Raw genomic sequence first — 25131 nt, 5'->3', positions numbered from 1 at the left:
GTCCCCTGGCTACACGGCGGCGGCGGGCACGTGCCGCGAGTGGGACGCCGCCCTGCCGGTGTGCGCGGAGATCGCGGGCAGCTCCACGGTGACGCGGATCCCGCCGGCGGGACGCGGGGTGAGGGTGAGCGTTCCGTCGTGCGCCTGAGTGATCGTCTTGACGATGGCCAGGCCGAGCCCGACGCCCGCGTGGTCGGTGTGCGTGCGTTCGGTGCCGCGCTGGAAGGGCTCCGTGAGCGTCGAGACCAGCTGCGGGGCGAGCTTCTCGCCGGTGTTCTCGACCGTGAGCACCACCGACCTGGCCCGGACGCCGGTGCTGATCCGCACGGTGCCGTGTTCGGGCAGGTTGTGGACGATCGCGTTCTGCACGAGGTTCATGGTCAGCTGCAGCAGGAGCGCCTGCGACCCGACCGCGGGGGCGACGTCGCCGCAGGTCTCGATGCCGATGCCGCGCTCCTCGGCGAGGGGGAGGAGCGTCTCGGTCGCCTCTTCCGCGATGAGGGACAGGTCGACGTCCTCCCGGGTGAAGGACCGCTGGTTCGCGCGGCTGAGGAGGAGCAGCGCCTCGGTGAGCTCGATCGCCCGGTTGTTGACGGCGTGCAGGCGGCCGATGACCTCGCGGGCGTCGCGGTCCGGATCGGTGCGGGCCACGTCGAGCAGCGCCTTCGAGATCGCCAGCGGAGTCCGCAGCTCGTGCGAGGCGTTGGCCGCGAACCTCCGCTGCTCGGTCACGTGCGCCTCGAGCTGCGCGAGCATCGTGTCGAAGGCGTCGGCGAGCTCCCGGAACTCGTCCTGGCGGCCCGGCAGCCGGATCCGGTGGGAGAGCGATCCCGTCGAGGCCAGGCGGGCGGCGTCCGCGACGCGGGTCAGCGGGGCGAGCATCCGGCCGGCCAGCAGCCACCCTCCCGCGAGCCCGAACACCAGCAGGAACGCCATGACCGCCGCCGCCCTCGGCGCGAAGACGCGCAGGAGGTTGGACCGGATGGGGAAGACACCGGTATCGGTGGTGCCGGCGGCCACGAGGAGCGCACGGTTGGGGACGTAGCGCAGCAGGAACACCCACACGGCGGCGAGCAGCAGGGCTCCCGCGAGCATGAGGAACGCCGCGTAGCTGAGGGTGAGTCTGAGTCGGACGCTCAGCCCGGGCGCTCTATCCACGGTCCCCTCCTTCGCGCCCGGCCTCCGCCTGCGCGTCGATGCGGTGGCCGGCGCCCGGCACGGTGGCGATGATTGCGGCGACGAGGACGTCGAGCACGGCGAACTGCTTCCTGGTCAGCGCGACGTGGCGGCCGTCCCGGTAGACCTCGCGGCGGAACGGGTCCGGCCGCAGGCCCGCGATCTCCCGCACCGGGGGCCTGCTGCAGGCCGGCCTGCGGTCGAGGACGGCGATGTCGTAGGCGTTGATCCCCAGCAGCCCCAGAGCGGTGTCGCCGTCCCCGGCGATGTCGGCCGCGATCGCTTCCAGGCGAAGGCCATCGCGGATGGCTTCCGCCATGTAGGGCTCGTCCTCGACGATCAGCACGCGCATGCCCTCGATGCTACGAACCGCCGCGTATCGTCGGCGTATCGAAAACCGCATACGCGGCGGCAACACCGCCCTGCGTTGACTGGCGGCATGACCTCGAACCCGCGCCGGGCCGCGCCGGACGCCGCGCACGACGGCGTGACGTTCTGCGTCAACAGCGGCCGGCGCTCCCTCCGACGCGACGACGTGGCTCTCCCGGAACGGCGCCGAGTACGGGCTGTGCCGGATCTATCGCAATGAACCCTGGCACTGCGAGCTGCGCACCAGCGCGAGCGATCGTGGCTGTCCCCGGATGTACGCGCCGACCCCACCCATGACCCGAGGATGAAGCAGTGACCGACAGCGAACGAGGACGGACGATGGCGCAGGCGGACGTGGCGGAGACCGACCAGGGCGGCGCCCCTGACCGCGGCGCCGGTACCTGGCGTGACGGCGTCCGCCGGGCGGCCCGCCGCGCCTCCCGGCCGGAGCCGTGGAGGCGCGGTCCGGTCCTCGCGGCGCTGGCGCTGCTGCTCGGCCTGGTCATGCTGCTGCACGCGGAGATCCCGAACCGGATCGGGAACCTCGGGAGCCTGGTGGAGACGATCCTGCCGTGGCTCGGCCTGTTCGTCCCGGTGCTGCTGGCCCTGGCGCTGTGGCGCCGCTCGGCGTCCGCGACGGTCGCGCTGCTGGTGCCGGTCGCGGTGTGGCTGGGCCTCTTCGGCGGGCTGCTCGCCGACAAGTCCCACCCGGGCGGCGACCTCACCGTGGCCAGCCAGAACGTCGGCGCCGACAACCCCGACCCCGCCGGCACCGCCCGCGACCTGGCCGCCGCCGGCGCGAACCTGCTGGCGCTGGAAGAGCTGACCCCGCAGGCCAAGGGGGTCTACGAGAAGGAACTGGCGAAGGCGTACCCGTACCACACGGCGCAGGGCACGGTCGGGCTGTGGAGCAAGCTGCCGCTGTCCGACGTCCGGCCGGTCGAGATCGAGACGGACTACGGGCCCCTGGCGGCCACCAAGCCGGCCGAGGTCAAGCTGGCCTACAACCGGGCGCTGCGCGCCACGGTGGCCACGGACCACGGGCCGCTGGCGGTCTACGTCGCCCACCTGGGGTCCGCGCGCGTGAATCCGAGGGCGGGCTTCTGGACGGTCTCGCGGGACAGGAACGCGCAGGCGCTCGGCAGGGCCATCGCCGCCGAGCCGAACCGGCGGGTGGTGCTGCTCGGCGACCTGAACGGCACCACGGACGACCGCGCCTTCGACGGCATCACCTCGCAGATGCGCTCGGTCCAGGACGTGGCCGGGGACGGCTTCGGCTTCAGCTGGCCGGCGGAGTTCCCGATGGTGCGGATCGACCAGATCCTGGTCAGGGGCATGAAACCGGAGAACTCGCGGGTCCTGCCCGCCACGGGCAGCGACCACCGGCCGGTGACGGCCGGGATCGACTGGTGACCTCGCCGGCCGCCGAGGCGTGGCGAGGGTGGGGGATTTCGCCAACTCTTGCCGGATCTCGCCTGGAAGGTTGACCTTGGCGCGGTGCGGCCGAACCTATGCTACAGATCGTGACAATTCAGAGACGTACCGTGTTGGCGGGTGTGGCCGGGCTGGCCGGCGCGGGCCTCTGCGCCGCGTGCGGCGCGGGTTCGTCCCCGCGCGGCACGGCCACGAGACGCGGTACCGGCGGTTCCGAGGGCGCCTCCGCCGCGGCGCGGCCCGTCCGGTCGCGGGCGGAGGAGGTCGTGCACGGTGCGCGGACCGCCCGTGCCGTGGCCTTGACGTTCCACGGGTCCGGCGACCCGGCGCTGGCGCGGCGGCTCCTCCGGGAGGTGAACGCGGCGGGGGCGTCCATCACGGTCATGGCGGTCGGAAGCTGGCTGGACGAGGAGCCGCGCATGGCGCGGGCGTTCCTGGACGGCGGCCATGAGCTGGGCAACCACACGCAGAACCATCGCGACATCGACGCGATGCCCGCAGCGGCCTCGTACGCCGAGATCGCCCAGTGCGCCGAGCGGCTGCGGAAGCTGACCGGAACGGCGGGCGCCTGGTTCCGGCCGTCGCAGGCGCAGCACGCGTCGCCGCGGGTGCGGGCTCAGGCGGCGGCGCTGGGATATCGCGGCTGCCTGTCCTGGGACGTGGACTCGCTGGACTTCACCGATCCCGGCGCGTCGGCCATCACCCGCCGAGTGCTCGGCGGGGTGCGCGGCGGCTCGGTGGTGAGCATGCACCTGGGGCATGCGGGGACGGTCGAAGCGCTCCCGTCGATCCTGGACGGTCTGCGGGGGCGCGGGCTGCGTCCCGTCACCGTTTCGGAGCTGGTGGGCACATGAGGCGCCGATGGGTGATCGTGGCCGCCGCGGGGGTGCTGGCTGCGGCGTGCTCCTCCGAGGGCCCCGCCGGCGGCGCGCGCGAACAGGCGCCCGGGAACGCCGTCGCCAAGGTGCTGAAATCGCCGGTGGACCTGTACGAGCACGACCGGCCCGGCCTGCTCGGCCCGGCGGTCCGCGACCTGCCGGCGCGGGTGTACGTCCCCGACTCCGAGGGCGGCGACGTGATCGTGCTGGACCAGAAGACGTTCAAGCGGATCGGACGGTTCAAGGTCGGCCGCAGGCCGCAGCACGTCGTTCCGTCCTGGGACTTGAAGACGCTGTGGGTCAACGACAACGACTCCAACGACCTCGTCCCGATCGACCCGCGCACCGGAACGCCCGGCAAGCCCGTGAAGGTCGACGACCCCTACAACATGTACTTCACCCCGGACGGCCGCTTCGCGATCATCATGGCGGAGCGGCTCCAGCGCATCGACTTCCGGGACGCCCACACGATGCAGGTGCGCAAACGCGTGAACGTGCCGTGCACCGGCCCCAACCACGCCGACTTCTCGGCGGCGGGGGACTTCTTCCTCACCGCCTGCGAGTTCTCCGGCGACGTCCTGCGCCTCGACACCCGCAGGCAGCAGGTCACGGGCGTCGTCAAACTGGCGGACCACGCGATGCCGCAGGACGTGAAGACGTCCCCGGACGGCAAGACCTTCTACATCGCCGACATGGCCACCAACGGCGTCTGGACGATCGACGCCGCGACCTTCCGCAAGACCGGCTTCATCCCCACCGGCAAGGGTGCGCACGGCCTGTACGTCAGCCGCGACTCCACGACCCTCTACGTCACCAACCGCGGCGAGGGCACCATCTCGCTCATCTCGTTCAAGACCGGCCGGGTCGTGCGCCGCTGGCGGCTGCCCGGCGGCGGCTCACCGGACATGGGGGGTGTCTCGGCGGACGGAAAGGTGCTGTGGCTGTCGGGCCGCTACAACTCCGAGGTCTATGCGATCTCCACCTCCACCGGCCGGCTGATCCGCCGCGTCCGCGTCGGCGACGGACCCCACGGCCTGTGCGTGTATCCCCAGCCGGGTCGCTACTCCCTCGGCCACACCGGCGTCTTCCGCTGAACGCGTCCGCCCGGTGCGAAATCCACGCCCCTATTGGCGTGAATGTGCGCCGGCTGCGTTTTCAAGAACGTCTCGCCGAACGGCGGCCTCGTGCGATCTCTTGATCAGGTCTCGGGGAATTGCACCTGCAGGACCAACGGGCTGGCGTCGGGGCCGGTCTGGGGCTCGACGAGCATTCCCGCGGCGGTGAGGGCGGTGGTGTAGGCCGCGAGCTCGGCGAAGGGGCTGAGCGTGCGGCGGCGGGCACGGGAGGCGCAGGCGACCAGGAAGGGTTCGCCGTCGCGGCCACCGTCGACGAAGAACCCGTCGCCGGGGTGGCGGAACTCGGGCCGTCCGGCCTTGCGGAGGACCGTCCGAATGGTCTCGGCGTCGCGGTCGCGCCTTGTCCGCAATGGCTCCTGCCAGCGTCCGTATCCGAAGGCGGGAACGTCTCCGACCTGTTCGGCGAGAGTGGACAAGCTGTCATCTCCTGTACATGCGCAGGCCACCGGAGTAGGCGGTGGCCAAGGGGCGTTCAAAGGTCCGGGGCGACTAAAGGGGTTGTGGATATGCCCGGCCAATGGAAGTTCAACCGTGTGCGCTGCCCGACCCGGTGTGGCCGGGCAGCGCATCCGGTGCGGTGCCGTACCGGTGACAGCCGATCCTCGCGAAGGCGCCCATGGTGCGCTCGCGGACGAACACCCGCTCGTTGTCGCCGAACTCCTCCTGACGCTCGAACTCCTGCACGAAAGGATCGATCGACGTCAGCAGCATCCTCGCTCACCTCCGAAGATCCCCAGGCCCACCGGACCCGGGACACCCTGTCCCTCACCGAGAGGAACCCTACAACTGAAATTGTAAGTACCATGCTGCTGGGAACGTCAAACATCGACTTGAGCATCCGGCCTTCCCGCACGGTCGCCGCCACCTGCGGATCAGCTGTTCACCCAGGTCACCCAGACGCTTCGCTGGTGGGGAGCCCGAGCCGTACGGCGCTTCGTCGGCCGGTCCGGCACGGCCGGTCGCCGGCGCTTCAGAGGCCGTCAAGGCCGTTCCCGGACCCTGCTTGACATCTTCCTCCAGCCGTGGGTATAGAGAAGTTGTATCGGTCGTTGGCCTGGTGACGCTCGTAGAGGTTCCGGGGAGTGATCGAGATGCAGGGCATGGCCCGGACGCGGACGCCGCGGCAGGACGTCCGCGAGTTCGCGGAGTTTGTCTACGCCGACGAGCAGTGGCTGCGCGACGAGTTCGACGCGCTGGTCGCGGCGAGCTACGGCGCGCCGCCCGCCTGGCCCGGGCCGCCCGCTCCTCCGGAGACTCCGCCCACCGGGCGACCGTGGCGATATCTCGTGCCGACGTCCCCTGACCGCCTCTCGGACAGGGACCCGACCACCTCCCGCAGAGGGATCAGGCGCCAGCGCTCACCTCCGCCGCTTCCAAGCCCGCCCCGTATCGGCGGCCCCGCCGCAACCTGGAGGCCGGTTCCCGCGACGGCCCGGCCATGACGCACTCGACGGCGGACCCGCACGATCGGGGGCGCGCTCCGCATCACGGCACCAGATCAGCGGAAAGGAGGAAACGGCAAGAGGAAGAGAGTCTCGCTCAGCATCAGCGCATCGGCCAGGCCGGCGAGTCCCCCTCACTCCTCGCCGGCCTGGCCGCCGTCATGCCCGTGCGACGCGCGCCGACATCGAACCGCGCCGACATCGGCTCACGCCGTCGGCGGCTCCCGGCCGGGCGCGCTCTCGGCATCCGGGGGCGTTCGGTCGAAATGCGGCGCCAGCAGCCGGGCGGACGTCTGGCGGGTCGCGAGGACGATCGCCCCGAGCACCTCCGCTCGGTCGCCGAGAACGCTTCCGGTGACGGTGATGCCCTGGTTGATCGCCGGGGGGAGGCGGTCGCCCAGCACTTCGCGGATCCCGTCGAGCAGGGGGCGGCCGAGCGCGGCGACCTGCCCGCCGACGACGACCATCCGCGGTTCGAGCATCGCGCAGATGCCCGCGAGCGCTTGGCCGACCATGCGGCCGGCGTCGGTGACCACCCGCCGTGCCCCCGGATCGTCGGCCGCGAGCAGGGCCACCACGTCGGTGATGGTGGTGTCCGGGCCCCGCGTGCGGGAGAAGGCGGCGGTGAGCGCCTGCGCGCCCACGGCGGTCTCCAGGCAGCCGCGGTTCCCGCAGCGGCAGACGTACCCGCCGTCCACCACGGCGATGTGGCCGAGTTCGCCCGCCGTTCCGGTGGCGCCCTGGTAGGAGCGGCCGTCCAGGATCAGCCCCGCGCCCACGCCGTCCGACAGCATGATGTAGATCAGGTCGTCCACGCCGCGTCCGGCGCCGAAGGTCCATTCGGCGAGGGCGCCCAGGTTGGCGTCGTTGCCCACGTGCACGGGCAGGCCGATGCGCCGGTTCAGATGCGCCGCGATGTCGGCGTCGGTCCAGCCGGACAGCATGGACGGCAGGCTCAGCGTGTGCGAGCGCGACTGGACGGGCGCCGATACTGCGACGCCCATGCCGAAGATGCGCCCGGCGTCCCGTCCCACGGTCGCGACCAGGTCGAGGGCGGTGTCGGCGATGAACTCCAGGGCCTCGTCCGGACGGTGGTCGACGTCGAGCTCGCGGTGGTGCTCGCCCAGGACGCCGCCGGACAGGTCGGCCAGCAGCACGCGGACGTCGGTGTGGCGCAGGTGCACGCCGAGCAGCCCGCCGCCCTCGGGGTTGAGCGTGAGCGGGGTCGCGGGCCGGCCTCCCCGGGCCGTCGACGGGGCCGCCCCGTCGGCCGACTCGGTCAGCACGCCCTCGGCGAGGAGCGCGGTGACGAGGCCGGAGACGGTGGTCCGGGACAGGCCGGTCGCCCGGGCGATGCCGACCCTGCTGATCCGGCCGTGCCGCCGGACGGCGTCGATGACCAGCAGCCGGTTGCGCGACCGCAACGAGGTGAGGGATCCGGGAGCGTCGTCCACGGTGACGACCCTAGAGGTTTATCCGCACTCTGTATTAACTATGGCCATTTCCGGCCTTATTTGTTCTTGACGCTGATTAACCCGCGTTCCTACAGTTCAGCAAAGCCGACGGCCGCATGGAGGCCGGGGCTCCACCCCCCTTTGGAGTTGGCGTGCGCGAGAACACATCGAGGCTGCTCGTGAGACGGACACTCCTCCGCAGAGGGACCGTCGGCCTGACCGCCCTGGCGGCGGCCGCGTCGCTCACCCTGTCCGCGTGCGGGAACGGTTCGGACGACGATTCGAAGGGCGGTTCGGGGTCCGGGACGGTGAAGGGCAAGGTCGGCGTGATCCTGCCCGACACCACCTCGTCCACCCGGTGGGAGAGTTTCGACCGGCCGTACCTCGAGCAGGCGTTCAAGGCGGCGGGCGTCAAGTACGACATCCAGAACGCCGAGGGCTCGACCCAGCGGTTCCAGACGATCGCCGACCAGATGATCACGAGCGGGGTCAGCGTGCTGCTGGTGACGGGGCTCGACTCGAACTCCGCGGCGGCCGTGCAGCGCAAGGCCCGGTCGCAGGGCGTCAAGACGATCGACTACGACCGGCTGACGCTCGGCGGCGTGTCGGACTACTACGTCTCCTTCGACAACGTCCGTGTCGGCGAGGAGCTGGGCAAGGGCCTGCAGAAGTGCCTGGGCGACAAGCCGGCCAACATCGCCTACCTGGACGGCTCGCCGACCGACAACAACGCCACCCTTTTCGCCCAGGGCGCGCACAACATCCTGGACAAGGTCTCCAGCTACAAGAAGGTGGCGGAACAGGCGGTCCCCGACTGGAAGCCGGAGAAGGCGGCGACCATCTTCGAGCAGATCTGGACCGAGCAGCACGGCAAGATCGACGGCGTGCTGGCCGCCAACGACAACCTCGGCAACGCCGCGATCGCGGTGGCGAAGAAGAACCAGGAGGGCGGCAAGGTCGCCGTCACCGGGCAGGACGCCACCCTCCAGGGACTGCAGAACATCCTGGACGGCACCCAGTGCATGACCGTCTACAAGCCCGTCAAGCAGGAGGCCGACGCCGCCTCCAAACTCGCCATCTCGCTGCTGAAAGGCCAGAAGGGCGAGACCAGCGCCACGGTGAACGACCCGCAGGGCAAGCGGGACGTGCCCTCGGTGCTGCTCATCCCGATCGGGATCTTCAAGGACAACGTCAAGCAGGTCGTCGCGGACGGTTTCGTCAAGGCCGCGGATCTGTGCAAGGGCGCCTATGCGGCCAAATGCAAGGACGCCGGCGTCCAGTGACCCGAGCGGCCTGAGGCCGCGGAGAACGAGGCCGAGAACCGAGCTCGGCGCATCGGATGTTCAGGCCGGCGCCGGCCCCCGGCGGTCGGGTGCCGCATGGGCCTCCAACAGGCCATCGACCCCGCGCAGGAAGGTTTCCGAGACCAGCGCGGGGTCGAAGAGGCAGCCGGAGGCCATGGCGCCGTCGCGCATCATCACGAAATGCCGTGCGGCGAGTTCGGCGGGCGTCTTCCGGATGCGCGCCAGCAATTCGGTCACGGTGTCCAGGAACCATTGCCGGTGGGCGATCACGGCCTTGTGGACGGGGTGATCGGGGTCGGGGTATTCGGCGGCGGCGTTCAGGAAGGCGCATCCCCGGAAATCGGTGGACCGGATGCCCTGCGCGATGGACTCGCCGATGGCCCGGACGGTGTCGGCCGCCGGTAGCCCGCGGGCGACGGCATCGTCCACCTGGGCGCGCATGGCCCGGTCCACCTCGTCCAGATAGGCGAGGATGAGGTCTTCCTTGCCGGGGAAGTGCCGGTAGAGGGTGGCCCGCGTCACCTGAGCCTCCGCGACGATCCGGTCGATCCCGACCGAGTGGATCCCCTCCGTGTAGAAGAGCCTCGTCGCCGTGCCCAGCAGGCGGTCGCGCGCTTCGGAGGGCCTGCCTCCGGATTCTCGCCCCATGGGGACATCGTAGCGAGTAGAACGTTCGGTCTTGACAGGGTCCGGCCGAGTTGCGATGGTGAGCGAGACAGAACGTTCGTTCTACCTAGGCGGCCTGCCGCCGCCCACCGGCTGAACGCGCTCCCCACGCCTGACCACCGTTGAGAGGACCACCGTGACCGCCATCGCCTCGAAGAGCATCGCCGGTACCGCCTACACCCTGCGGCGGCTGTACTTCGCCCGCTTCGGATTCGCCGTCGTCTGGGCCCTCGTGATGTTCACGACCGCTTCGGACCTGGGGCCGCTCGCGGTCACCCTGCTCGTGCTGTACCCGCTGTTCGACGTGGCCGCCGCCGTCATCGACGCCCGCACGTCGCGCGGCGCCGGTTCGCCCGTGCTGCTGTACGTGAACATCGCGGTCAGCCTGCTCACCGCCGTCGGCGTCGCCGCCGCGTGCGCGTCCGGCATCCCGGCGGTCCTGCGGGTCTGGGGCGCCTGGGCCGTCGTGGCCGGGCTCGTCCAGCTGATCGTGGGCGTGACCCGCCGCGAGATGGGCGGCCAGTGGCCGATGATCATCAGCGGCGCGATCTCCGTGCTCGCCGGCGGCTCGTTCATCATCGGTGCCTCCGCCGACGACCCGACGCTCACCAACGCGGCCGGCTACGCCATTCCCGGCGGCATCTTCTTCCTGCTCTCGGCTCTCCGTCTCGGTCGCACCGCGAAGGAGGGCTGACAGGGCATCGGTGCCCGACGGCCCACGGCACGCAATCACTGTTTCAACGGCATCATCGCGAAATAGAAGAACAGGTCTTCCCCTTAAGGTGATTTGTCGATCGCAATGTACCCGTATCGCAACACTTTGAATGCGTGAACTGTCCAGAATGTCTTTCCAGAATTGTGATTGCCGCTGCATGTTCAGTGATTTCCCTGATATCTGTGTCGGTCGCAGGTCTGCACAGTCGAATCGGGTCCGGTTGGGGGCTCGATTCGGATGGAAGGGGAAATGATGGGCAGAAATACCAGGAAGCGCGCCGGGGCAGGAATCATCTCTTTGGCGGCGGTCCCGTTGGCCGCGGCCCTGGGCGGCCCGGCGCCGGCCGCCCTGGCGCGCACCGCTCCCGCCGCCTCCGCGGCGCCGGCCTCGCTGGTGCGCGCGAACATGTCGTACGCGCTGTACCAGGCCCGAGGCGGCCGGATCGCCTGCGGGTTCGACGGCTACACCACCACCCGCGGCCGGCACGAGGGCATCGACATCGCCCGCGGCGTCGGGTCGGACGTGCACGCCCTGGTCGGCGGAAAGATCATCTACATCGCCCGCGGCCACACCGGCAGGTCGGGGCTGTCCACGATCTCCATCTACAACGCCTCGCTGCGGAAGACGGTGATCTACCTGCACTCGGCTCCGCGGTCGTCCCTGCGCGTGGGCCAGACGGTCGGCCGCGGGCAGGTCATCGCCGACGAGTCGTGGAACGGGGTGTCGAGCCGTTCGACCGCGCACACCCACGTCGAGATGCGTCTCGGCAGCCGGACGCACGCGGCCAAGAGCGTCGGCGACCCGCACCTGGACAACCCGAACCCGGGCCGGTTCTGGAACTCCCAGGGCTACAACGTCCGATAGCGGGCGGTCACCTGCCCGAGCATGAAGTCGCTGGCCGCCCGAGCTCCCTTCTCCAGGGGCTGGGCGGCCGCGCCGTTTCAGGACCATCGGTGCACCGTCCCGCGTGAGCCATCCCCAGGTGCCGCGATCGGCCTGCTTGAAACGAGCCTTTCGGGCCGGCGAAGACCGGATGCACAGGAACGAGCAGCCGGCTGCGGCCCGAAACTGAGGCACAGATCACCGTCGCGGCCGCGGCTCGCGGATTCTTTGCCCGCGCATGAATGGACGCCCCGTTTGTTGGTAGGTCTAGCCATCCCGGAAGTGGTGAAGCGAGGCAGGAGGTGGCGGCATGACCGCGATACCGAGCACGCGGCCGCTCGGTCCGAGGATGCGGGTGGACGTGGCGGCCGCGGATCCGTGGCTGGTGATCGAGTTGCAGGGAGAACTGGACATCGCCACCGTCCCGGCGGTGGTGGAGCAGGCCGAGACGGCGATCGCGATGGCCGGGGCGCCGCGCCTGGCGCTGGACCTGTCGCGCGTGAGCTTCTGCGACTCCTCAGGGATCAACGCGTTCATCCGGCTGTGGAAGCGACTGCGCGCGGCGGGTGGTGAGCTGGCGCTGCTCCGGCCCCATAGAAGGGTCGCCACGGTGCTGAGGCGAACCGGCCTGGATCGCGTCCTGCGGATCTGCGAGGCGCTCCCGGTCTGAGCGAGACCAATTCCCGGTACGCCGTGCGGGTGCCGAGCGCCCTGCCGTCGAGCGTTGACAAGCGGCCGGGCTCCGCCTAGCTTTACAAGCACCTGCTTGTACAAGAGAGTGCTTGTGCAAGGCGAGAGGGGATCGCGATGACCGGTATCACCAGCACGCGGGACGCGGACTACACCGCGGTCCTGAACCTGCCCGTCGCGCCCGCCGCCGTGGCGGCGCTGTTCACGTCCGCCTCCGGCGTCAGCCGCTGGTGGGGGCCGACCGAGGGCGACGGGGCGGTCGGCGGCACCCTCGTCACCGCCTTCGGCGAGTACGGCGCCAACGCGGTGCGCGTCCTCGAGGCCGGACCCGACCGTGTGGTCTGGGAGTCGATCGCGCCGGACGGGACGGTGCCCACCGGCCACACCGAGGAGTGGCTCGGCACGAGGATGGAGTTCGACATCGTGCCCGCCGGCGGCGGCACCGAGCTGCGCTTCCGGCACGTCGGCCTGACCCCGCGGCTCGACTGCTGGGACGCCTGCGCCGACGCCTGGAGGCACTTCATGGCGAGCATCGAGACCCTCGCCGAGACCGGCACCGGCACCCCGTTCGGGACGTGAGATCCTGGCCCGATGTCCGAGCGGAAGCAGGCGGTGCCCGCGGCGCCCGACGCGGTGCTGCGGGCGCTCGCCGACCCCCACCGGCGGCGGATCCTGCGCCTCGTCCAGCACACCGAGCTGGCCGCGGGCCAGATCGCGGCGTCCTTCCCCCTCACCCAGCAGGCGGTCAGCCAGCACATCGGCGTGCTCAAGCAGGCCGGGCTGCTCGCCGAGCGCCGTGAGGGGACCCGCCGCCTGTACGCGCTGCGCCGCGAGGCACTGGAGCCGGTCCGCGACCTGCTCTCGGAGTTCTGGCCGGACGCCCTCGGCCGCCTGAAGAGGGCCGTCGAGACAGCCCACCCGCGTCCACCGAAGGGGCCGCAGTGACCGCCGAGATCCGCGACGGAGCCGTCCTCGCCGCCGAGCGCATCGAGGCACCGCCCGAGGTCGTGTTCCCCTACTTCACCGACCCCGCGCTCATCGTCACGTGGATCGGCGACCGGGCGGACCTCGACCCCCGGCCGGGCGGCGTGTTCGCGCTCGACATGGGCGAGAGCCTCGTCCGCGGCGCCTACGTCACCGTCGACCCGCCCCACCGCGCCGTGTTCACCTGGGGAGTCCCCGGCGACGACGCGCTGCCGCCCGGGGGATCGACCGTCGAGGTCGTGCTGACCCCCGACGGCGACGGGACGGTGGTCGTGCTCACCCATAGCGGCCTGCCGGCCGTCCACCTGGACGGCCACCGCGCCGGCTGGGAGACCAAGCTCGGCGCGCTGCCCGCCGCGGCCGGCTGACCGACGACGCGGGCTCGAACGCGCCGCGCGGCCACTATTGCCATAAGGGCAGGCTCGTGACCAGCCGCAATGGTTCTCTGATGAGATCCGCCCGGGGCACGCATTGCGTTGTGGCCGTCCACACCCGAGGCTGGAGCAATGCGCCCTACCCCTCGATGGATCGCCAAGGTGGTCATCGCCTGGGCGGTGATGATGGCCGGCGCCTGCGTCGCGGGCCAGGCGTGGCGCGGTGAGTCGCTGGTGATCGGTGCGGTGTTCAGCCTGATGCTGGCCGCGATGGTCACCGCGCTCAGTGTCGTGGTGGAGCGGGACGAGCAGGCCGGTCGACGCCGCCGCGAGGCGGACGCGCTGCGCCGGATGGTGTACGGCGACGAGAAGCCCCCGGAGATGCCGATGTGATCGGTGCACCGGTCGGCGCCCCCCCACGAAGTTTTCAAGGTGGCCGATTTGCCAACGCCTTCTTCAACACCGGCACTGAGCGCAGCAGTGAGCGCCCGGCGCCCGGGGCGGCTGCCGGGCGCCGGGCGCTTCGGTCATTTGAGGACGCGGTACCAGAGGTTCGCGGCCTTCGGGGTGTGCGTGACGTCGAGCTGCTCGAGCCGGACGTCCGTCCCGCCCGGATGGTCGAACAGGCGGACGCCGTCGCCGAGCAGGACAGGCGCGACGATGGCCAGTACCTCGTCGAGCTCGCCGGCCTCCAGGCACTGCCGGGCCGTCTCGGCGCCGAGGACGTTGACGTACCCGCCGCCCGCGGCCTCTCGCGCGGCGGCGACGGCCCGGCCGAGGTCGCCGACGAACGTGACGTCCGGGATCGCGACGTCCGGCGGGCGGTGGGTGAGGACGAACTGCGGCCCGGTCCAGCCGCCGCCGAACGGCTTGCCCTCCCGTTCGGCGTCGCCGCGGTAGGGGTCGTCGCCGCCGAAGGTGCGGGCGCCGACCAGCAGCGCGCCGATGCCGCCGATCAGGTCGTCCACGATCGGGTTCGGGCCGAAGTGGGGCGCCGCCCACGACATGTCGCCGCCGGGGCCGGCGATGAACCCGTCCAGCGACATCGTGGCGGAGTAGAGCAGCTTTGCCATGGTCAACCTCCGTGTGCTCCGGTCTTCCCGTTGAGACGGCGGAACACGCGGAAGCTCATCGGTGCCCTGCCGGAGGCCGGTCGTCCAGGCCGAACAGCGGGAACAGGCGGGGCTCGTGGAAGGCCACCATCTCGGTGATCCGGTCGTCCTCGACGGTCAGGACGCCGAGAGCGAAGGGCCGGTGGTCGGACCTGCCCGGCGGCCCGACGTACAGCGCGGCGGCCGGCTGCCGGTTCGATCCGATCGGCACCGCCTTCAGCGCGCCCACGTAGTGGGGGGAGCCGGGGTCCCAGCTGGTGGCCAGCGTGGCCAGTACCGCCTCGCGTCCTTGGAACCACGCCGGGTACGGCGGCATCATCGCGCGGACTTCCGCGGCCAGCAGGTCCGCCATCGCCGCCGGGTCGGCGCGGTCGACCGCGTCCATGTACCGGCGCAGGACCTCGCGTTCCTCCGCGTCGAGCTCCGGCCGGGCCGTCCAGTTCAGGCGTTGGGGCGGCAGGCGGTCGCGCATCGTCGCCCGGGCCCGCTGCAACGCGCTGTTGACCGAGGCGACGCTCGTCTCCAGCACGTCGGCGGCCGACCGGGCGGGGAAGCCGAGCACGTCGCGCAGGATCAGCGCCGCCCGCTGCCGCGCCGGAAGGTGCTGGATCGCGGCCAGGAACGCCAGCTCGATCGTCTCGCGGCCGACCACCACGGCGTCCGGCTCGGCCGCGTCCAGCAGCCGGTCCGGGATCGGCTGCAGCCAGGGCACCTCGCCGCGGGGCGGCAGGCCGGAGGTCTCCGGGTCCGCCGGCGGCGCCAGGTCGTGCGGCAGCACCCGCCTGGCCCGCCCGCCCAGCACGTCCAGGCAGGCGTTGGTCGCGATCCGGTACAGCCACGCCCGGACGGTGGAGCGGCCCTCGAACCGGTCCAGGTTCTTCCAGGCGCGCAGGAACGTCTCTTGCACGACGTCCTCGGCCTCTTCGATCGAACCGAGCATCCGGTAGCAGTGCACCCGCAGTTCGCGCTCGTGCCGGCGGACCAATGCCGCGAACTCCTCGCCGCCGCCCTCGGGGACCGCCGCCCCGCCGTCCCGGACCACGTCGTCGCGCTTCACGCCCACGGCCCACCTCCCGACCATCGGGACCAGCATCGCCGATGCGGCACGGCCGGCGGGGCCGGACGCCCGATCCGCCGCGCGGAGACGCCGATCCGGGAGGCGGGAGCGTCTTCGCAGGTCAGATGGGCGGGTACCGGGTGCCGTCCGACATTGTGCTCAGATGAGCAAAATGCTACGCAAATGTTGCGCCCGCGTGAACAGGGTTCTTACGGTGTGACCCCCAGCACAACCCGGGAGGGCAAGATGCGAAGAACGTTCCTGGCAGGGGCGCTCGCGACGGTGGTCACGGTGGCGTCGGCGTGCTCGGTGTCGACCGGGCCGAGCGGTGGTTCGGAGCACAAGGGCGGTGACGGCGGCCAGCTGACGATCGGGTTCAGCGAGGTCACCCAGCAGTCGCCGTTCTACGTCCAGCTGAAGGACGGTGCGCAGCAGGCGGCGGCCAAGGCGGGGGCCAAGCTGCTGTTCGCGGACGCCAACGGCGACGTCACCAAGCAGAACAACGACATCCAGGACCTGATCACGCGGGGCGTGGACGTCCTGCTGGTCAACCCCGTGGACCCGAAGGGCGCCGCGGCGGGGCTGGCGGCGGCCAAGGCCGCGAAGATCCCCGTCATCACCCTGGACCGGCCGGTGCCGGAGGGGGCGGCGTCGCACGTCGGGCGCGACAACGTGCAGATGGGCAAGCTGGTGGGGCAGCGGCTCGCGCAGGCGCTCGGCCCGGCCGGCGGCAAGGTCATCGAGATCCAGGGCGACGCCGGCGGCGCGGTCGCCCGGGACCGCGGGAACGGCTTCGCCCAGGGCGTCCAGGGCAACCCGAAGATCAAGATCGTCAAGGGCCCGTACTGCGACTACATCCGGTCCAAGGCGGTCAGCGCCATGCAGGACCTGCTGCAGGCGAACCCCGACGTCAAGGCCGTGTACGCGCAGAACGACGACATGGCGCTCGGCGCCCTGCAGGTGCTGCGGGAGAGCAAGCGGACCGACGTGAAGGTGGCGGGCGTGGACGGCCTCATGGAGGCGGTGAAGCTCATCCCGCAGGGCCAGTTCGTCGCCACCGCCCTCAACGACCCGATCAGCGAGGCGGCGCAGGCGGTGCAGACCGCAGTGAAGGTCGGGCACGGCGAGAAGGTCGCGCCGTACGTTGACGCGGGGACGGCCCTGATCGACCCGGACAACGCGGCGAAGTACAGCGGCTCCAGCGTGTTCGCGCCCGCGCGGTCCGCCTCCTGAGCCCTGACACACGCAAGAAGGGAACACAGTGCCTGAGAAAATGCTCGCGGCCGTCCTGCACTCGCCGGGTGACATCCGCGTGGAGGAGGTGGCGAAGCCCGAGCCCGGTCCGGGAGAGGCGCTGGTCCGCGTCGACGCCTGCGGGGTGTGCGGTTCGGACATCGCCCGCATGCTGAGCGCCGGCGCGCACCGCATGCCCATCATCTGCGGGCACGAGTTCGCCGGACAGGTCGTCGAGGCGGGGCGCGAGGTGCGCGGGTTCTCCGACGGGGACCTGGTCGCGGTGCCGCCGCTGATCCCCTGCTTCGCCTGCGCGGAGTGCGAGCGCGGCCGGTTCAGCCTCTGCCTGGACTACGACTACTTCGGCAGCCGCCGCGACGGCGCCTACGCCGAGTACGTCACCGTCCCGGCGCGGAACCTGTTCCCGGTGCCGGAGCAGGTGCCCGCCGCGGCCGCGGCGATGCTCGATCCGGCGTCGATCGCCCTGCACGCGATCTGGCGGACCCGGCTGGGCGTCGGGCACCGGGTCGCGGTGCTCGGTGCCGGGCCGATCGGGCTGTTCGCCGTCCAGTGGGCGCGGCTGGCGGGCGCGTCGGACGTGCTCGCCGTCGACCTGAACGAGCGCAAGCTCGCGCAGGCGTCGGAGGCCGGCGCCACGCACACCACCACCAGCGGCGAGGAGGCCCGCGACCTGGCGGGGGACGGGTACGACGTGGTGATCGAGTCGGCCGGCACCCCGGTGACCGCCGACATGGCGGCGGCGCTGTGCGCCCGGCACGGCGAGGCGGTGTTCATCGGCATCCCGCACGCGCCGGTCGAGTTCGCCAAGGGGACCTTCAACGACTTCCTGCGCCGGGAGGTCAGCCTGCACGGCGCCTGGAACTCGTTCTCGGCCCCGTTCCCCGGCGACGAGTGGCGGGCGGCGGCGGAGGCGTTCGCGTCCGGCGCGCTGCGCTGGAAGTTCATGATCACGCACGAGCCGGGGCTGGACGCGCTGCCGCAGCTCATGAAGCAGCTGGGGGAACGTTCCATTTTCAGCTCGAAGGTGCTCTTCCGGCCGGGGGAGCGGCCGTGACCGCGCTGCTGTCGATCGACCTCGGCACCGAGGGCGCGCGCGTCGCGGTGTTCGCCGACGACGGCGCGGTCCTCGGCACCGGCCACGACACCTACCCCACCCGGTACCCGCGGCCCGGGTGGGCCGAGCAGGACCCCGAGGACTGGTGGCGCGCCGTCGCGGCGGCGACCCGCGCCGCGCTCGCCGGGGCCGGGGAGCCGGAGATCGCGGGGGTCGCCGTCGCCACCACCGCCTCCACCGTCGTCGTCCTCGACGACGCGGGCCGGCCGCTGCGTCCGGCGATCCTGTGGATGGACGCCCGCGCCGCCGCCGAGTCGGAGGCGACCGCCGCGACCGGCCACGACGTGCTGAAGTACGCGGGCGGCTCCGACGCCGTCGAGTGGCTGGTGCCCAAGGCGATGTGGCTGGCCCGGCACGAACCCGGCGTCTACCGGAGCGCCGCCCGCATCGTCGAGGCCGTCGACTACCTCACCTGGCGGCTCACCGGCAGGTGGACGGCGTCGCAGATGAACGCCTGCTGCAAGTACAACCACGACCCGCGCGGCGGCGGGCACCCGCACGACCTGTACGCGCTGCTCGGCGTCCCGGACCTGGCCGCGAAGCTCCCGCCCGACGTCCTCCGGGTCGGTGCGGCGGCGGGCGAGGTCACGGCGGCGACCCGCGCCGAGCTGGGGCTGCGCGGCCGGCCGACCGTCGCGGTCGGCGGCATCGACGCGCACCTGTCGCTGCTGGCCACCGGCGGGCTGGAGCCGGGCCGGCTGTCGATCGTCTGCGGGACGTCCAACGCGTTCGTCGCCGAGGTCGACGCCCCCGTGTTCACCCCCGCCATCTGGGGCCCGTACCCGGACGCGCTCCGTCCCGGGCACTGGCTCGTGGAGGGCGGGCAGGTGTCGGCGGGGTCGGTCCTGCGCTGGACGAGCGAGGACCTGCTCGGCGTGAAGCGCGCGGAGCTGCCCCGGCTCTGCGCCGAGGCCGAGCAGGTCCGGCCGGGGGAGCACGGGCTGGTCGTCCTGGACCACTTCATGGGCAACCGCACGCCGCTCCGCGACCCGGGGCTGCGCGGCGCGGTCCTCGGCCTGACGCTCGGCACCACCCCCGCGCAGCTCTACCGGGCCGCGGTGGAGAGCGTCGCGTACGGGACGCGGCAGGTGCTGGAGTCGTTCCTCACCGCGGGAGTCCCGGTGAAGGACATCTACGTGTCCGGCGGCGTCCGGCACAACCCGCTCTGGCTGAAGACCATGGCGGACGTGCTCGGCCGCCCGCTGCTGCTCGTCGGCCGCCCCGGCGGGGCCGCCGACGCCGGCGACAACCTCACGTTGCGGGCCTGCGCGGTGCTCGCCGCGACCGCCACCGGCGCGCACAGCGGGCTGGCCCAGGCCGCCGAAGCGTTCGCGCCCGCCACCACCCTCGTCGAGCCGGACGGACGGGACGTCCACGGCGGCGCCTACGAGGCCGGCTACGACCTGTACCGGCAGGCCACCGCCGCCACCCGCGAGGTGTCGCACCTGCTCAGCCGCCCCCGCGAGGAGACCGGATGAACCCGGAGGACCCCGACTACGAGACGCTGCTGCTGCGCGTCGCCGAGATGTACTACGAGGGCGACCAGACCCAGGAGCAGATCGGCCGGAAACTGCACCTGACCCGCTGGAAGGTCGGGCGGCTCCTCGCCGAGGCCCGCACCGCCGGGATCGTCCGGATCGAGATCGTCCACCCCCGGCACCGGCTCCACGTGCGGGAACGCGAGCTCAAGGAGCGCTACGGGCTGCGCGACGCCGTCGTGGTCCCGGTCGACGCCGCCGCCGGCGAGGTCGAGGCGCGCGACCGGGTCGCGGGCGCCGCCGCCCGCTACCTCGCCGACCTGACCCCGGCACCGCGCAGCCTCGGCGTGTCGTGGGGCCGCACGCTGGACGCCGTCGCCGCGCACATCGCGCCCGGCTGGACGCGCGGCGTCCAGATCGTCCAGGTGAACGGCGGGCTCAGCCGGTCGCGCCGCCCCACCTCGGCGTCCGACATGGCCAGCCGGCTCGCGCACCACGGCGGCGGCACCGTCACGCTGCTGTCGGCGCCCGCGATCGTCGAGCAGGACTCGACGCGCGCCGCGCTGGAAGGCGAGCGGTCGGTGGGCGGCGTCCTCGACCTGGCCAGGCAGTGCGGCGCGTTCCTGTTCAGCCCCGGCGCGCTGTCGCACGACTCCGTCCTCGTCGAGTCCGGCTACCTGAGCTCCGCCGACATCGACGCGCTCGCCGCGTCCGGCGGCGTCGGCGACGTCGTCGGCCGGTTCATCGACGGCGCCGGACGGATCGTCTGGGACGAGCTCGACCGCAGGACGATCGGCATCACGATCGACGACCTGCGCGCGGGGGCGTGGTCGATCGCCGTCGTCGCGGGCGAGCGCAAGCACCGCGTGTGCCGCGCCGTCGTCGCCGGCGGGATCTGCAACGTCCTGGTGACCGACGACGTCACCGCCGCCCACCTGCTGGAGGAGGCCGCATGAGCGACTCGCCGCGCCCGGAGCCGCCGCTCCTGGAGATGAAGGGGATCGTCAAGCGCTTCCCCGGCACGCTCGCCTGCGACGGCGCGAACCTGTCGGTCCGCGCGGGCGAGGTCCACTGCCTGCTCGGCGAGAACGGCGCCGGCAAGAGCACGCTGATGAAGATCCTCGCCGGCTCCTACCGGCCCGACGACGGCGAGATCCTGCTGTCCGGCAGGCCGCTGCGCGCCACGAGCCCGCAGGACGGCATCGCCGCCGGGATCAGCGTCATCTACCAGGAACTCGACCTCGCGCCGGACCTGACCGTCGCACAGAACCTGTTCCTCGGACGCGCGCCCGCGCGCGGGCCGTTCGTCCGCCGGCAGGCGCGCGCCGCCGCGGCGGCCGAGGTGATCCGCCGCGTCGGCGGGACGTTCTCGCCCGCCGACCGGGTGGGCGACCTGCCGATCGCGGCGCAGCAGCTCACCGCGATCGCCCGGGCGCTGACGATGGACGCGAAGGTCATCGTCATGGACGAGCCGTCCGCGACGCTGGGCGAGCGGGACCTGGAGGCGGTGTTCGAGGTCATCCGCGGCCTCGCCGCCGAGGGCCGCGCCATCATCTACATCTCGCACCGGCTGGACGAGGTGTCGGAGATCGGCGACCGCGCCACCGTCATGCGCGACGGGCGCGACGTCGGCGTGTTCGACCTCGCCGCCACCACCCACGACGAGCTCGTCGCGGCGATGATCGGCGGCTCCCGCGACCTGGTCCGCCGCGTGGACCGCCCCGCGCCGTCGGGGGAGCCGCGGCTGGTCGTCGAGCGGGCGCGGGTCGGCGGCATCCTCGACGTCTCCGGCATCGAGGTCCGCCCCGGCGAGATCGTCGGACTCGCGGGCCTCGCCGGCGCCGGGCGGACCACCCTGCTCAACGCCCTGTTCGGGGTCGCCCGCGCCGACGTCCGCGCCCGCCTGGACGGCGATCCGCTGCCGGTCGCCGGCCCCCGCACCGCCGTCCGCAACGGTCTCGCGCTGGTCCCCGAGAGCCGCAAGGAGCAGGGCCTGTTCCTCGGCCTCGGCGTGTCCCGCAACGCCGCCATCAGCGCGCTGCGCCCGCTCGCGCCGCGCTCCCGGGGACGCCGCGCGACCGCGCCCGTCCTCGCCGGCCTCGGCGTCAAGCACGCCTCCGCCGACCAGCCCGTCGGCGAGCTGTCGGGCGGCAACCAGCAGAAGGTCGTCCTCGCCAAGTGGATCACCCGGGGCATGCGGGTGCTGCTGCTGGACGAGCCCACCCGCGGCCTCGACATCGGCGCCAAGGCCGACCTCTACCGGCAGGTCCGGCGGCTCGCCGACGACGGCGTCGCCGTCCTGCTCGCCAGCAGCGAGCTCGCCGAGCTCACCGCCCACGCCGACGGCATCTGGGTGCTGCACGAGGGCCGCAACATCGCGCGGTTCGACCCCCGCACCACCGCGGAGGCCGACATCGCCCACACCGTCATCACTGGAGCCACCCCATGAGCCAAACCGCCTCCAAGGCCCGGCCGGCCCTGGCCGGCATCGTGCCCCGGCGCCACGGCCTCGCCCTGCTGCGCAACGGGAACCTGCTCGTCGTCTTCCTGCTGCTGTGCGTCGTCGCGTCGATCCTGGCACCGGAGTTCCTGACCACCCGCAACATCGCCAACCTGCTGCAGCAGTCGAGCCTCACCGGCATCGTCGCGATCGGCATGACGATGGTCATCCTCACCGCGGGCATCGACCTGTCGGTCGGCAGCACCGCCGCGTTCGCCGGGATGACGGTGGCCGTGCTGATGTCGGACGGCTGGCCGCCCGTGCTCGCCGTCCTGGTGTCGCTCGCGGCCGGCGCCGCCGCCGGCGCCGTGATGGGCGGGCTGTCGGCGTACCTGTCGCTGCCCAGCTTCATGACCACCCTCGCCGGCCTCACCAGCATCCGGGGGCTGACGTACCTGCTGACCGGCGGCACGCCGGCCGGCGGCGACCAGCCCGAGGGCTTCCAGCTCCTCGGCGGCGGGTTCATCGGCCGCGTCCCGATCGTCGGCCTGATCTTCATCGCGATCACCGTCCTCGCCTGGCTGATGCTGCGCGGGACGACGTTCGGCGAGTACATCTACGCGGTAGGCAGCAACCGGGAGGCCGCCCGGCTGTCCGGCCTGCCCGTGCGGGCGGTGACCGTCGCGGTCTTCGCGATCTCCGGCCTGCTCGCCGCGTTCGCGGGCGTCCTGCTCACCTCGCGGCTGACCATCGGCCAGCCGACCGCCTTCAACGGTCTGGAACTGGACGCCATCGCCGCCGTCGTCCTCGGCGGGACCAACCTGTTCGGCGGGCGCGGCAACGTCTTCGGCACGTTCGTGGCGGTCCTGCTGCTGTCGGTGGTGAAGAACCTGTTCAACCTCGTCGGGCTGAGCTCGTTCTTCCAGATGGTGGTGACCGGCCTGATCGTGGTGGCGGCGCTCATCCTCAACCGGATCCTGGAGAACAGGGGTGCCCGTGCCTGACACGATGACGGCTCTGGAGAGGGCCGACGAACGGGAGCTGCGCGCGTTCCTGCACGGCCTGCCCGCCGTTGACCAGGTTGGGGCGGAGGAGCGGGCGGCGCGGCTGGCGACCCGGTCGATCAAGACGTCGGCGAAGGCCGAGGCGATCGATCTGGCGATCTCGATGGTGGACCTCACCACGCTGGAGGGTGCGGACACCGCTGGGAAGGTGCGGGCGTTGTGCGCCAAGGCCGTCCGTCCCGATCCGGCGGACGCGACGGTGCCGAAGGTCGCGGCGGTGTGCGTGTATCCGGACATGGTGGAGACGGCCGTCGCGGCGCTGGACGGGTCGGGGATCGGGGTCGCGTCGGTGGCGACGGCATTTCCGTCCGGGCGGGCGCCGCTGGAGGCCAAGCTCGCCGACACCCGTGCGGCGGTGGCGGCGGGCGCGGCCGAGATCGACATGGTCATCGACCGTGGCGCGTTCTTGTCCGGCGACTACCTGAAGGTGTCCGAGGAGATCACCGCGGTCAAGCAGGCGTGCGGCGAGGCGCATCTGAAGGTGATCCTGGAGACCGGTGAACTGGTCACCTACGACAACGTGCGGCGTGCTTCGTGGTTGGCGATGCGGGCGGGCGCGGATTTCATCAAGACCTCGACCGGGAAGGTGTCTCCGGCGGCGACGTTGCCGGTGACGCTGGTGATGCTGGAGGCCGTCCGCGACTACCGCGCGGCGACGGGCCGTCAGGTCGGCGTCAAGCCCGCGGGTGGGATCCGTACCACCAAGGATGCGATCAAGTATCTGGTGCTGGTGAACGAGACCGCTGGAGCGGACTGGCTGACGCCCGACTGGTTCCGGCTCGGCGCCTCCAGTGTGCTGAACGACCTGCTGATGCAGCGCCGCAAGCTGGCCACCGGGGTGTACTCCGGTCCCGACTACTTCACCCTGGACTGATCATGGTGTTCGAGTACGCGCCCGCACCGGAATCGGCGTCGGTCGTCGACATCCGCCCGTCGTACGGGCTGTTCATTGACGGCGAGTTCACCGATGGGGGAGGGGAGCCGTTCAAGACGGTGAACCCCGCCACCGAGGAGACCCTCGCCGAGATCGCCGCCGCCGACCAGGCGGACGTGGACCGCGCCGTGGCGGCGGCGCGGCGGGCGTTCGAGACGGTGTGGGGGCCGATGCCGGGCGCTGAGCGCGCCAAGTACCTGTACCGGATCGCCCGCATCATCCAGGAACGCTCCCGCGAGCTGGCCGTTTTGGAGTCGATCGATAACGGCAAGCCGATCCGCGAGTCCCGCGATGTGGACGTTCCGCTGGTGGCGGCGTGGTTCTTCTACTACGCCGGCTGGGCCGACAAACTCGGCCACGCCGGGTTCGGTCCGGACCCGCGCCCGGTGGGTGTGGCGGGGCAGGTGATTCCGTGGAACTTCCCGCTGCTGATGCTGGCGTGGAAGATCGCGCCGGCGTTGGCCTGCGGGAACACGGTCGTGTTGAAGCCGGCGGAGACCACGCCGCTGACCGCGCTGCTGTTCGCCGACATCTGCCGCCAGGCCGACCTGCCGCCCGGCGTCGTCAACATCATCACCGGCGCCGGAGAGACGGGTCGCGCGCTGGTCGCCCACCCCGGGATCGACAAGGTCGCCTTCACCGGTTCCACCGACGTCGGCCGCCAGATCGCCCGCACCCTGGCCGGAACATCGAAGAAGCTCACCTTGGAGCTGGGTGGCAAGGCCGCCAACATCGTCTACGCCGACGCCCCCCTCGACCAGGCCGTCGAAGGCATCGTCAACGGGATCTTCTTCAACCAGGGCCACGTCTGCTGCGCCGGATCCCGGCTACTAGTTCAGGAGTCGGTCGCAGGCGAGGTGCTGGAGCGGCTGAAGGCGCGGATGGCGACGCTGCGGGTCGGTGACCCCCTGGACAAGAACACCGACATCGGCGCGATCAACTCCGCCGCGCAACTGGACAAGATCCGCGAACTGTCGGCGGCCGGCGAAGCGGAGGGCGCGGACCGTTGGGCGCCGCCGTGCGAGTTGCCCGACCGGGGGTTCTGGTTCCCGCCGACGGTGTTCACCAATGTGGCGGCCTCGCATCGGATCGCGCGGGAGGAGATCTTCGGGCCGGTGCTGTCGGTGCTGACGTTCCGCACCCCCGACGAGGCGGTCACCAAGGCCAACAACAC

At 71.9% G+C, this 25131-nt stretch carries 27 protein-coding genes; 19 read left to right on the top strand and 8 right to left on the bottom strand.

Features of this window, described 5'->3' with window-relative positions; genetic code table 11:
* Positions 1-9: 9 nt before the first annotated feature.
* Both ABT299_RS37695 and ABT299_RS37690 read right to left on the bottom strand, forming a co-directional pair.
* Positions 10-1158, bottom strand: coding sequence for a sensor histidine kinase (locus ABT299_RS37695; protein WP_387031377.1), 1149 nt, complete (start codon positions 1156-1158; stop codon positions 10-12).
* Positions 1151-1528, bottom strand: coding sequence for a response regulator (locus ABT299_RS37690; protein WP_500253656.1), 378 nt, complete (start codon positions 1526-1528; stop codon positions 1151-1153). Before ABT299_RS37690 ends, ABT299_RS37695 begins: the two co-directional genes overlap by 8 nt.
* Before the next feature lie 329 nt (positions 1529-1857).
* Here ABT299_RS37690 and ABT299_RS37685 point away from each other — a divergent pair, with 329 nt between their 5' ends.
* The 3 genes from ABT299_RS37685 (at position 1858) to ABT299_RS37675 (ending at position 4951) form a co-directional block, all read left to right on the top strand.
* Positions 1858-2958 (top strand): endonuclease/exonuclease/phosphatase family protein, encoded by a 1101-nt coding sequence (locus tag ABT299_RS37685; protein WP_500253655.1) that lies wholly within the window; start codon positions 1858-1860, stop codon positions 2956-2958.
* A gap of 110 nt (positions 2959-3068) precedes the next feature.
* Positions 3069-3833, top strand: a complete 765-nt coding sequence (locus tag ABT299_RS37680) for a polysaccharide deacetylase family protein (protein WP_206700139.1) — start codon at positions 3069-3071, stop codon at positions 3831-3833.
* Positions 3830-4951 (top strand): YncE family protein, encoded by a 1122-nt coding sequence (locus ABT299_RS37675; protein WP_500253654.1) that lies wholly within the window; start codon positions 3830-3832, stop codon positions 4949-4951. The genes ABT299_RS37680 and ABT299_RS37675 overlap by 4 nt, the downstream gene beginning before the upstream one ends.
* A gap of 104 nt (positions 4952-5055) precedes the next feature.
* Here the strand turns inward: ABT299_RS37675 and ABT299_RS37670 are convergent, their stop codons facing one another.
* From ABT299_RS37670 to ABT299_RS37660, 3 genes are all read right to left on the bottom strand, one after another.
* Positions 5056-5343, bottom strand: coding sequence for a hypothetical protein (locus ABT299_RS37670; protein WP_190861504.1), 288 nt, complete (start codon positions 5341-5343; stop codon positions 5056-5058).
* 175 nt (positions 5344-5518) lie between these two features.
* Entirely contained in the window at positions 5519-5704 is a 186-nt protein-coding gene (locus ABT299_RS37665; protein WP_500253653.1) for a hypothetical protein, read from the bottom strand.
* 937 nt (positions 5705-6641) lie between these two features.
* Positions 6642-7889, bottom strand: coding sequence for an ROK family transcriptional regulator (locus ABT299_RS37660; protein WP_387031361.1), 1248 nt, complete (start codon positions 7887-7889; stop codon positions 6642-6644).
* A gap of 179 nt (positions 7890-8068) precedes the next feature.
* On the opposite strand from ABT299_RS37660, the gene ABT299_RS37655 reads away from it, so the two are divergent.
* On the top strand, positions 8069-9172 hold the full coding sequence (locus ABT299_RS37655; RefSeq protein WP_347256891.1) for a sugar ABC transporter substrate-binding protein: 1104 nt from the start codon (positions 8069-8071) through the stop codon (positions 9170-9172).
* A gap of 60 nt (positions 9173-9232) precedes the next feature.
* Here ABT299_RS37655 and ABT299_RS37650 read toward each other — a convergent pair whose 3' ends face one another.
* Positions 9233-9841: a TetR/AcrR family transcriptional regulator gene (locus ABT299_RS37650; protein WP_190861512.1), complete on the bottom strand. Its 609-nt coding sequence runs from the start codon at positions 9839-9841 to the stop codon at positions 9233-9235.
* Between the two features lie 154 nt (positions 9842-9995).
* Here ABT299_RS37650 and ABT299_RS37645 point away from each other — a divergent pair, with 154 nt between their 5' ends.
* From ABT299_RS37645 to ABT299_RS37615, 7 genes are all read left to right on the top strand, one after another.
* Positions 9996-10553 carry a hypothetical protein gene (locus ABT299_RS37645; protein ID WP_500253652.1) on the top strand — a complete coding sequence of 186 codons (558 nt, stop codon included), beginning with the start codon at positions 9996-9998 and terminating at the stop codon, positions 10551-10553.
* Between the two features lie 333 nt (positions 10554-10886).
* Positions 10887-11438 (top strand): peptidoglycan DD-metalloendopeptidase family protein, encoded by a 552-nt coding sequence (locus ABT299_RS37640; protein WP_500253651.1) that lies wholly within the window; start codon positions 10887-10889, stop codon positions 11436-11438.
* 328 nt (positions 11439-11766) lie between these two features.
* Entirely contained in the window at positions 11767-12126 is a 360-nt protein-coding gene (locus ABT299_RS37635; RefSeq protein ID WP_500253650.1) for an STAS domain-containing protein, read from the top strand.
* 137 nt (positions 12127-12263) lie between these two features.
* The gene (locus tag ABT299_RS37630) at positions 12264-12725 is read left to right on the top strand and encodes an SRPBCC family protein (protein WP_387031354.1); all 462 of its coding nucleotides are present in this window, start codon (positions 12264-12266) and stop codon (positions 12723-12725) included.
* Between the two features lie 12 nt (positions 12726-12737).
* The gene (locus ABT299_RS37625; RefSeq protein ID WP_190861523.1) at positions 12738-13091 is read left to right on the top strand and encodes an ArsR/SmtB family transcription factor; all 354 of its coding nucleotides are present in this window, start codon (positions 12738-12740) and stop codon (positions 13089-13091) included.
* Positions 13088-13498, top strand: a complete 411-nt coding sequence (locus ABT299_RS37620) for an SRPBCC family protein (protein WP_500253649.1) — start codon at positions 13088-13090, stop codon at positions 13496-13498. The genes ABT299_RS37625 and ABT299_RS37620 overlap by 4 nt, the downstream gene beginning before the upstream one ends.
* Before the next feature lie 138 nt (positions 13499-13636).
* A complete protein-coding gene (locus tag ABT299_RS37615; RefSeq protein WP_387031352.1) occupies positions 13637-13897 on the top strand; it encodes a hypothetical protein in 261 nt (86 codons plus the stop codon).
* A 134-nt stretch (positions 13898-14031) separates the two neighbouring features.
* On the opposite strand, the gene ABT299_RS37610 is transcribed toward ABT299_RS37615, so the two are convergent.
* Together ABT299_RS37610 and ABT299_RS37605 are read right to left on the bottom strand one after the other, a co-directional pair.
* Positions 14032-14577, bottom strand: coding sequence for a dihydrofolate reductase family protein (locus ABT299_RS37610; RefSeq protein ID WP_190861529.1), 546 nt, complete (start codon positions 14575-14577; stop codon positions 14032-14034).
* A 55-nt stretch (positions 14578-14632) separates the two neighbouring features.
* Positions 14633-15697, bottom strand: a complete 1065-nt coding sequence (locus tag ABT299_RS37605; protein WP_500253648.1) for a sigma-70 family RNA polymerase sigma factor — start codon at positions 15695-15697, stop codon at positions 14633-14635.
* A 222-nt stretch (positions 15698-15919) separates the two neighbouring features.
* Between ABT299_RS37605 and ABT299_RS37600 the strand changes: the two genes are divergently transcribed.
* From ABT299_RS37600 to ABT299_RS37565, 8 genes are all read left to right on the top strand, one after another.
* On the top strand, positions 15920-16906 hold the full coding sequence (locus tag ABT299_RS37600) for a substrate-binding domain-containing protein (RefSeq protein WP_500253647.1): 987 nt from the start codon (positions 15920-15922) through the stop codon (positions 16904-16906).
* Between the two features lie 28 nt (positions 16907-16934).
* Complete coding sequence (locus ABT299_RS37595) at positions 16935-17981, top strand: galactitol-1-phosphate 5-dehydrogenase (protein WP_500253646.1); 1047 nt, start codon at positions 16935-16937, stop codon at positions 17979-17981.
* Positions 17978-19519 carry an FGGY-family carbohydrate kinase gene (locus ABT299_RS37590; protein ID WP_500253645.1) on the top strand — a complete coding sequence of 514 codons (1542 nt, stop codon included), beginning with the start codon at positions 17978-17980 and terminating at the stop codon, positions 19517-19519. Before ABT299_RS37595 ends, ABT299_RS37590 begins: the two co-directional genes overlap by 4 nt.
* On the top strand, positions 19516-20475 hold the full coding sequence (locus tag ABT299_RS37585; RefSeq protein ID WP_500253644.1) for a sugar-binding transcriptional regulator: 960 nt from the start codon (positions 19516-19518) through the stop codon (positions 20473-20475). Before ABT299_RS37590 ends, ABT299_RS37585 begins: the two co-directional genes overlap by 4 nt.
* Positions 20472-21968, top strand: coding sequence for an ATP-binding cassette domain-containing protein (locus ABT299_RS37580; RefSeq protein ID WP_206700142.1), 1497 nt, complete (start codon positions 20472-20474; stop codon positions 21966-21968). Before ABT299_RS37585 ends, ABT299_RS37580 begins: the two co-directional genes overlap by 4 nt.
* On the top strand, positions 21965-22963 hold the full coding sequence (locus tag ABT299_RS37575; RefSeq protein WP_387031344.1) for an ABC transporter permease: 999 nt from the start codon (positions 21965-21967) through the stop codon (positions 22961-22963). Before ABT299_RS37580 ends, ABT299_RS37575 begins: the two co-directional genes overlap by 4 nt.
* Entirely contained in the window at positions 22950-23897 is a 948-nt protein-coding gene (gene deoC / locus ABT299_RS37570) for a deoxyribose-phosphate aldolase (protein ID WP_500253643.1), read from the top strand. Before ABT299_RS37575 ends, deoC begins: the two co-directional genes overlap by 14 nt.
* Positions 23898-23899: 2 nt before the next feature.
* Positions 23900-25131 (top strand): aldehyde dehydrogenase family protein (locus ABT299_RS37565; protein ID WP_500253642.1); only part of this gene is annotated, 1232 nt, incomplete at its 3' end.

The organism is Spirillospora sp. NPDC000708, from assembly GCF_040299565.1.
GTDB lineage: Bacteria > Actinomycetota > Actinomycetes > Streptosporangiales > Streptosporangiaceae > Spirillospora.
Note: the sequence above shows the minus strand (reverse complement) of the source record. Positions and strands in the feature narration are given on the sequence as shown.

Excerpts from the sequence above, each read along its gene's own strand:
- ABT299_RS37690 (WP_500253656.1), bottom strand. The coding sequence starts at position 1,528 with ATGCGCGTGCTGATCGTCGAGGACGAGCCCTACATGGCGGAAGCCATC.
- ABT299_RS37675 (WP_500253654.1), top strand. The coding sequence starts at position 3,830 with ATGAGGCGCCGATGGGTGATCGTGGCCGCCGCGGGGGTGCTGGCTGCG.
- ABT299_RS37665 (WP_500253653.1), bottom strand. The coding sequence starts at position 5,704 with ATGCTGCTGACGTCGATCGATCCTTTCGTGCAGGAGTTCGAGCGTCAG.
- ABT299_RS37650 (WP_190861512.1), bottom strand. The coding sequence starts at position 9,841 with ATGGGGCGAGAATCCGGAGGCAGGCCCTCCGAAGCGCGCGACCGCCTG.
- ABT299_RS37635 (WP_500253650.1), top strand. The coding sequence starts at position 11,767 with ATGACCGCGATACCGAGCACGCGGCCGCTCGGTCCGAGGATGCGGGTG.
- ABT299_RS37630 (WP_387031354.1), top strand. The coding sequence starts at position 12,264 with ATGACCGGTATCACCAGCACGCGGGACGCGGACTACACCGCGGTCCTG.
- ABT299_RS37625 (WP_190861523.1), top strand. The coding sequence starts at position 12,738 with ATGTCCGAGCGGAAGCAGGCGGTGCCCGCGGCGCCCGACGCGGTGCTG.
- ABT299_RS37615 (WP_387031352.1), top strand. The coding sequence starts at position 13,637 with ATGCGCCCTACCCCTCGATGGATCGCCAAGGTGGTCATCGCCTGGGCG.
- ABT299_RS37610 (WP_190861529.1), bottom strand. The coding sequence starts at position 14,577 with ATGGCAAAGCTGCTCTACTCCGCCACGATGTCGCTGGACGGGTTCATC.
- ABT299_RS37605 (WP_500253648.1), bottom strand. The coding sequence starts at position 15,697 with ATGGTCGGGAGGTGGGCCGTGGGCGTGAAGCGCGACGACGTGGTCCGG.
- ABT299_RS37600 (WP_500253647.1), top strand. The coding sequence starts at position 15,920 with ATGCGAAGAACGTTCCTGGCAGGGGCGCTCGCGACGGTGGTCACGGTG.
- ABT299_RS37585 (WP_500253644.1), top strand. The coding sequence starts at position 19,516 with ATGAACCCGGAGGACCCCGACTACGAGACGCTGCTGCTGCGCGTCGCC.
- ABT299_RS37580 (WP_206700142.1), top strand. The coding sequence starts at position 20,472 with ATGAGCGACTCGCCGCGCCCGGAGCCGCCGCTCCTGGAGATGAAGGGG.
- ABT299_RS37575 (WP_387031344.1), top strand. The coding sequence starts at position 21,965 with ATGAGCCAAACCGCCTCCAAGGCCCGGCCGGCCCTGGCCGGCATCGTG.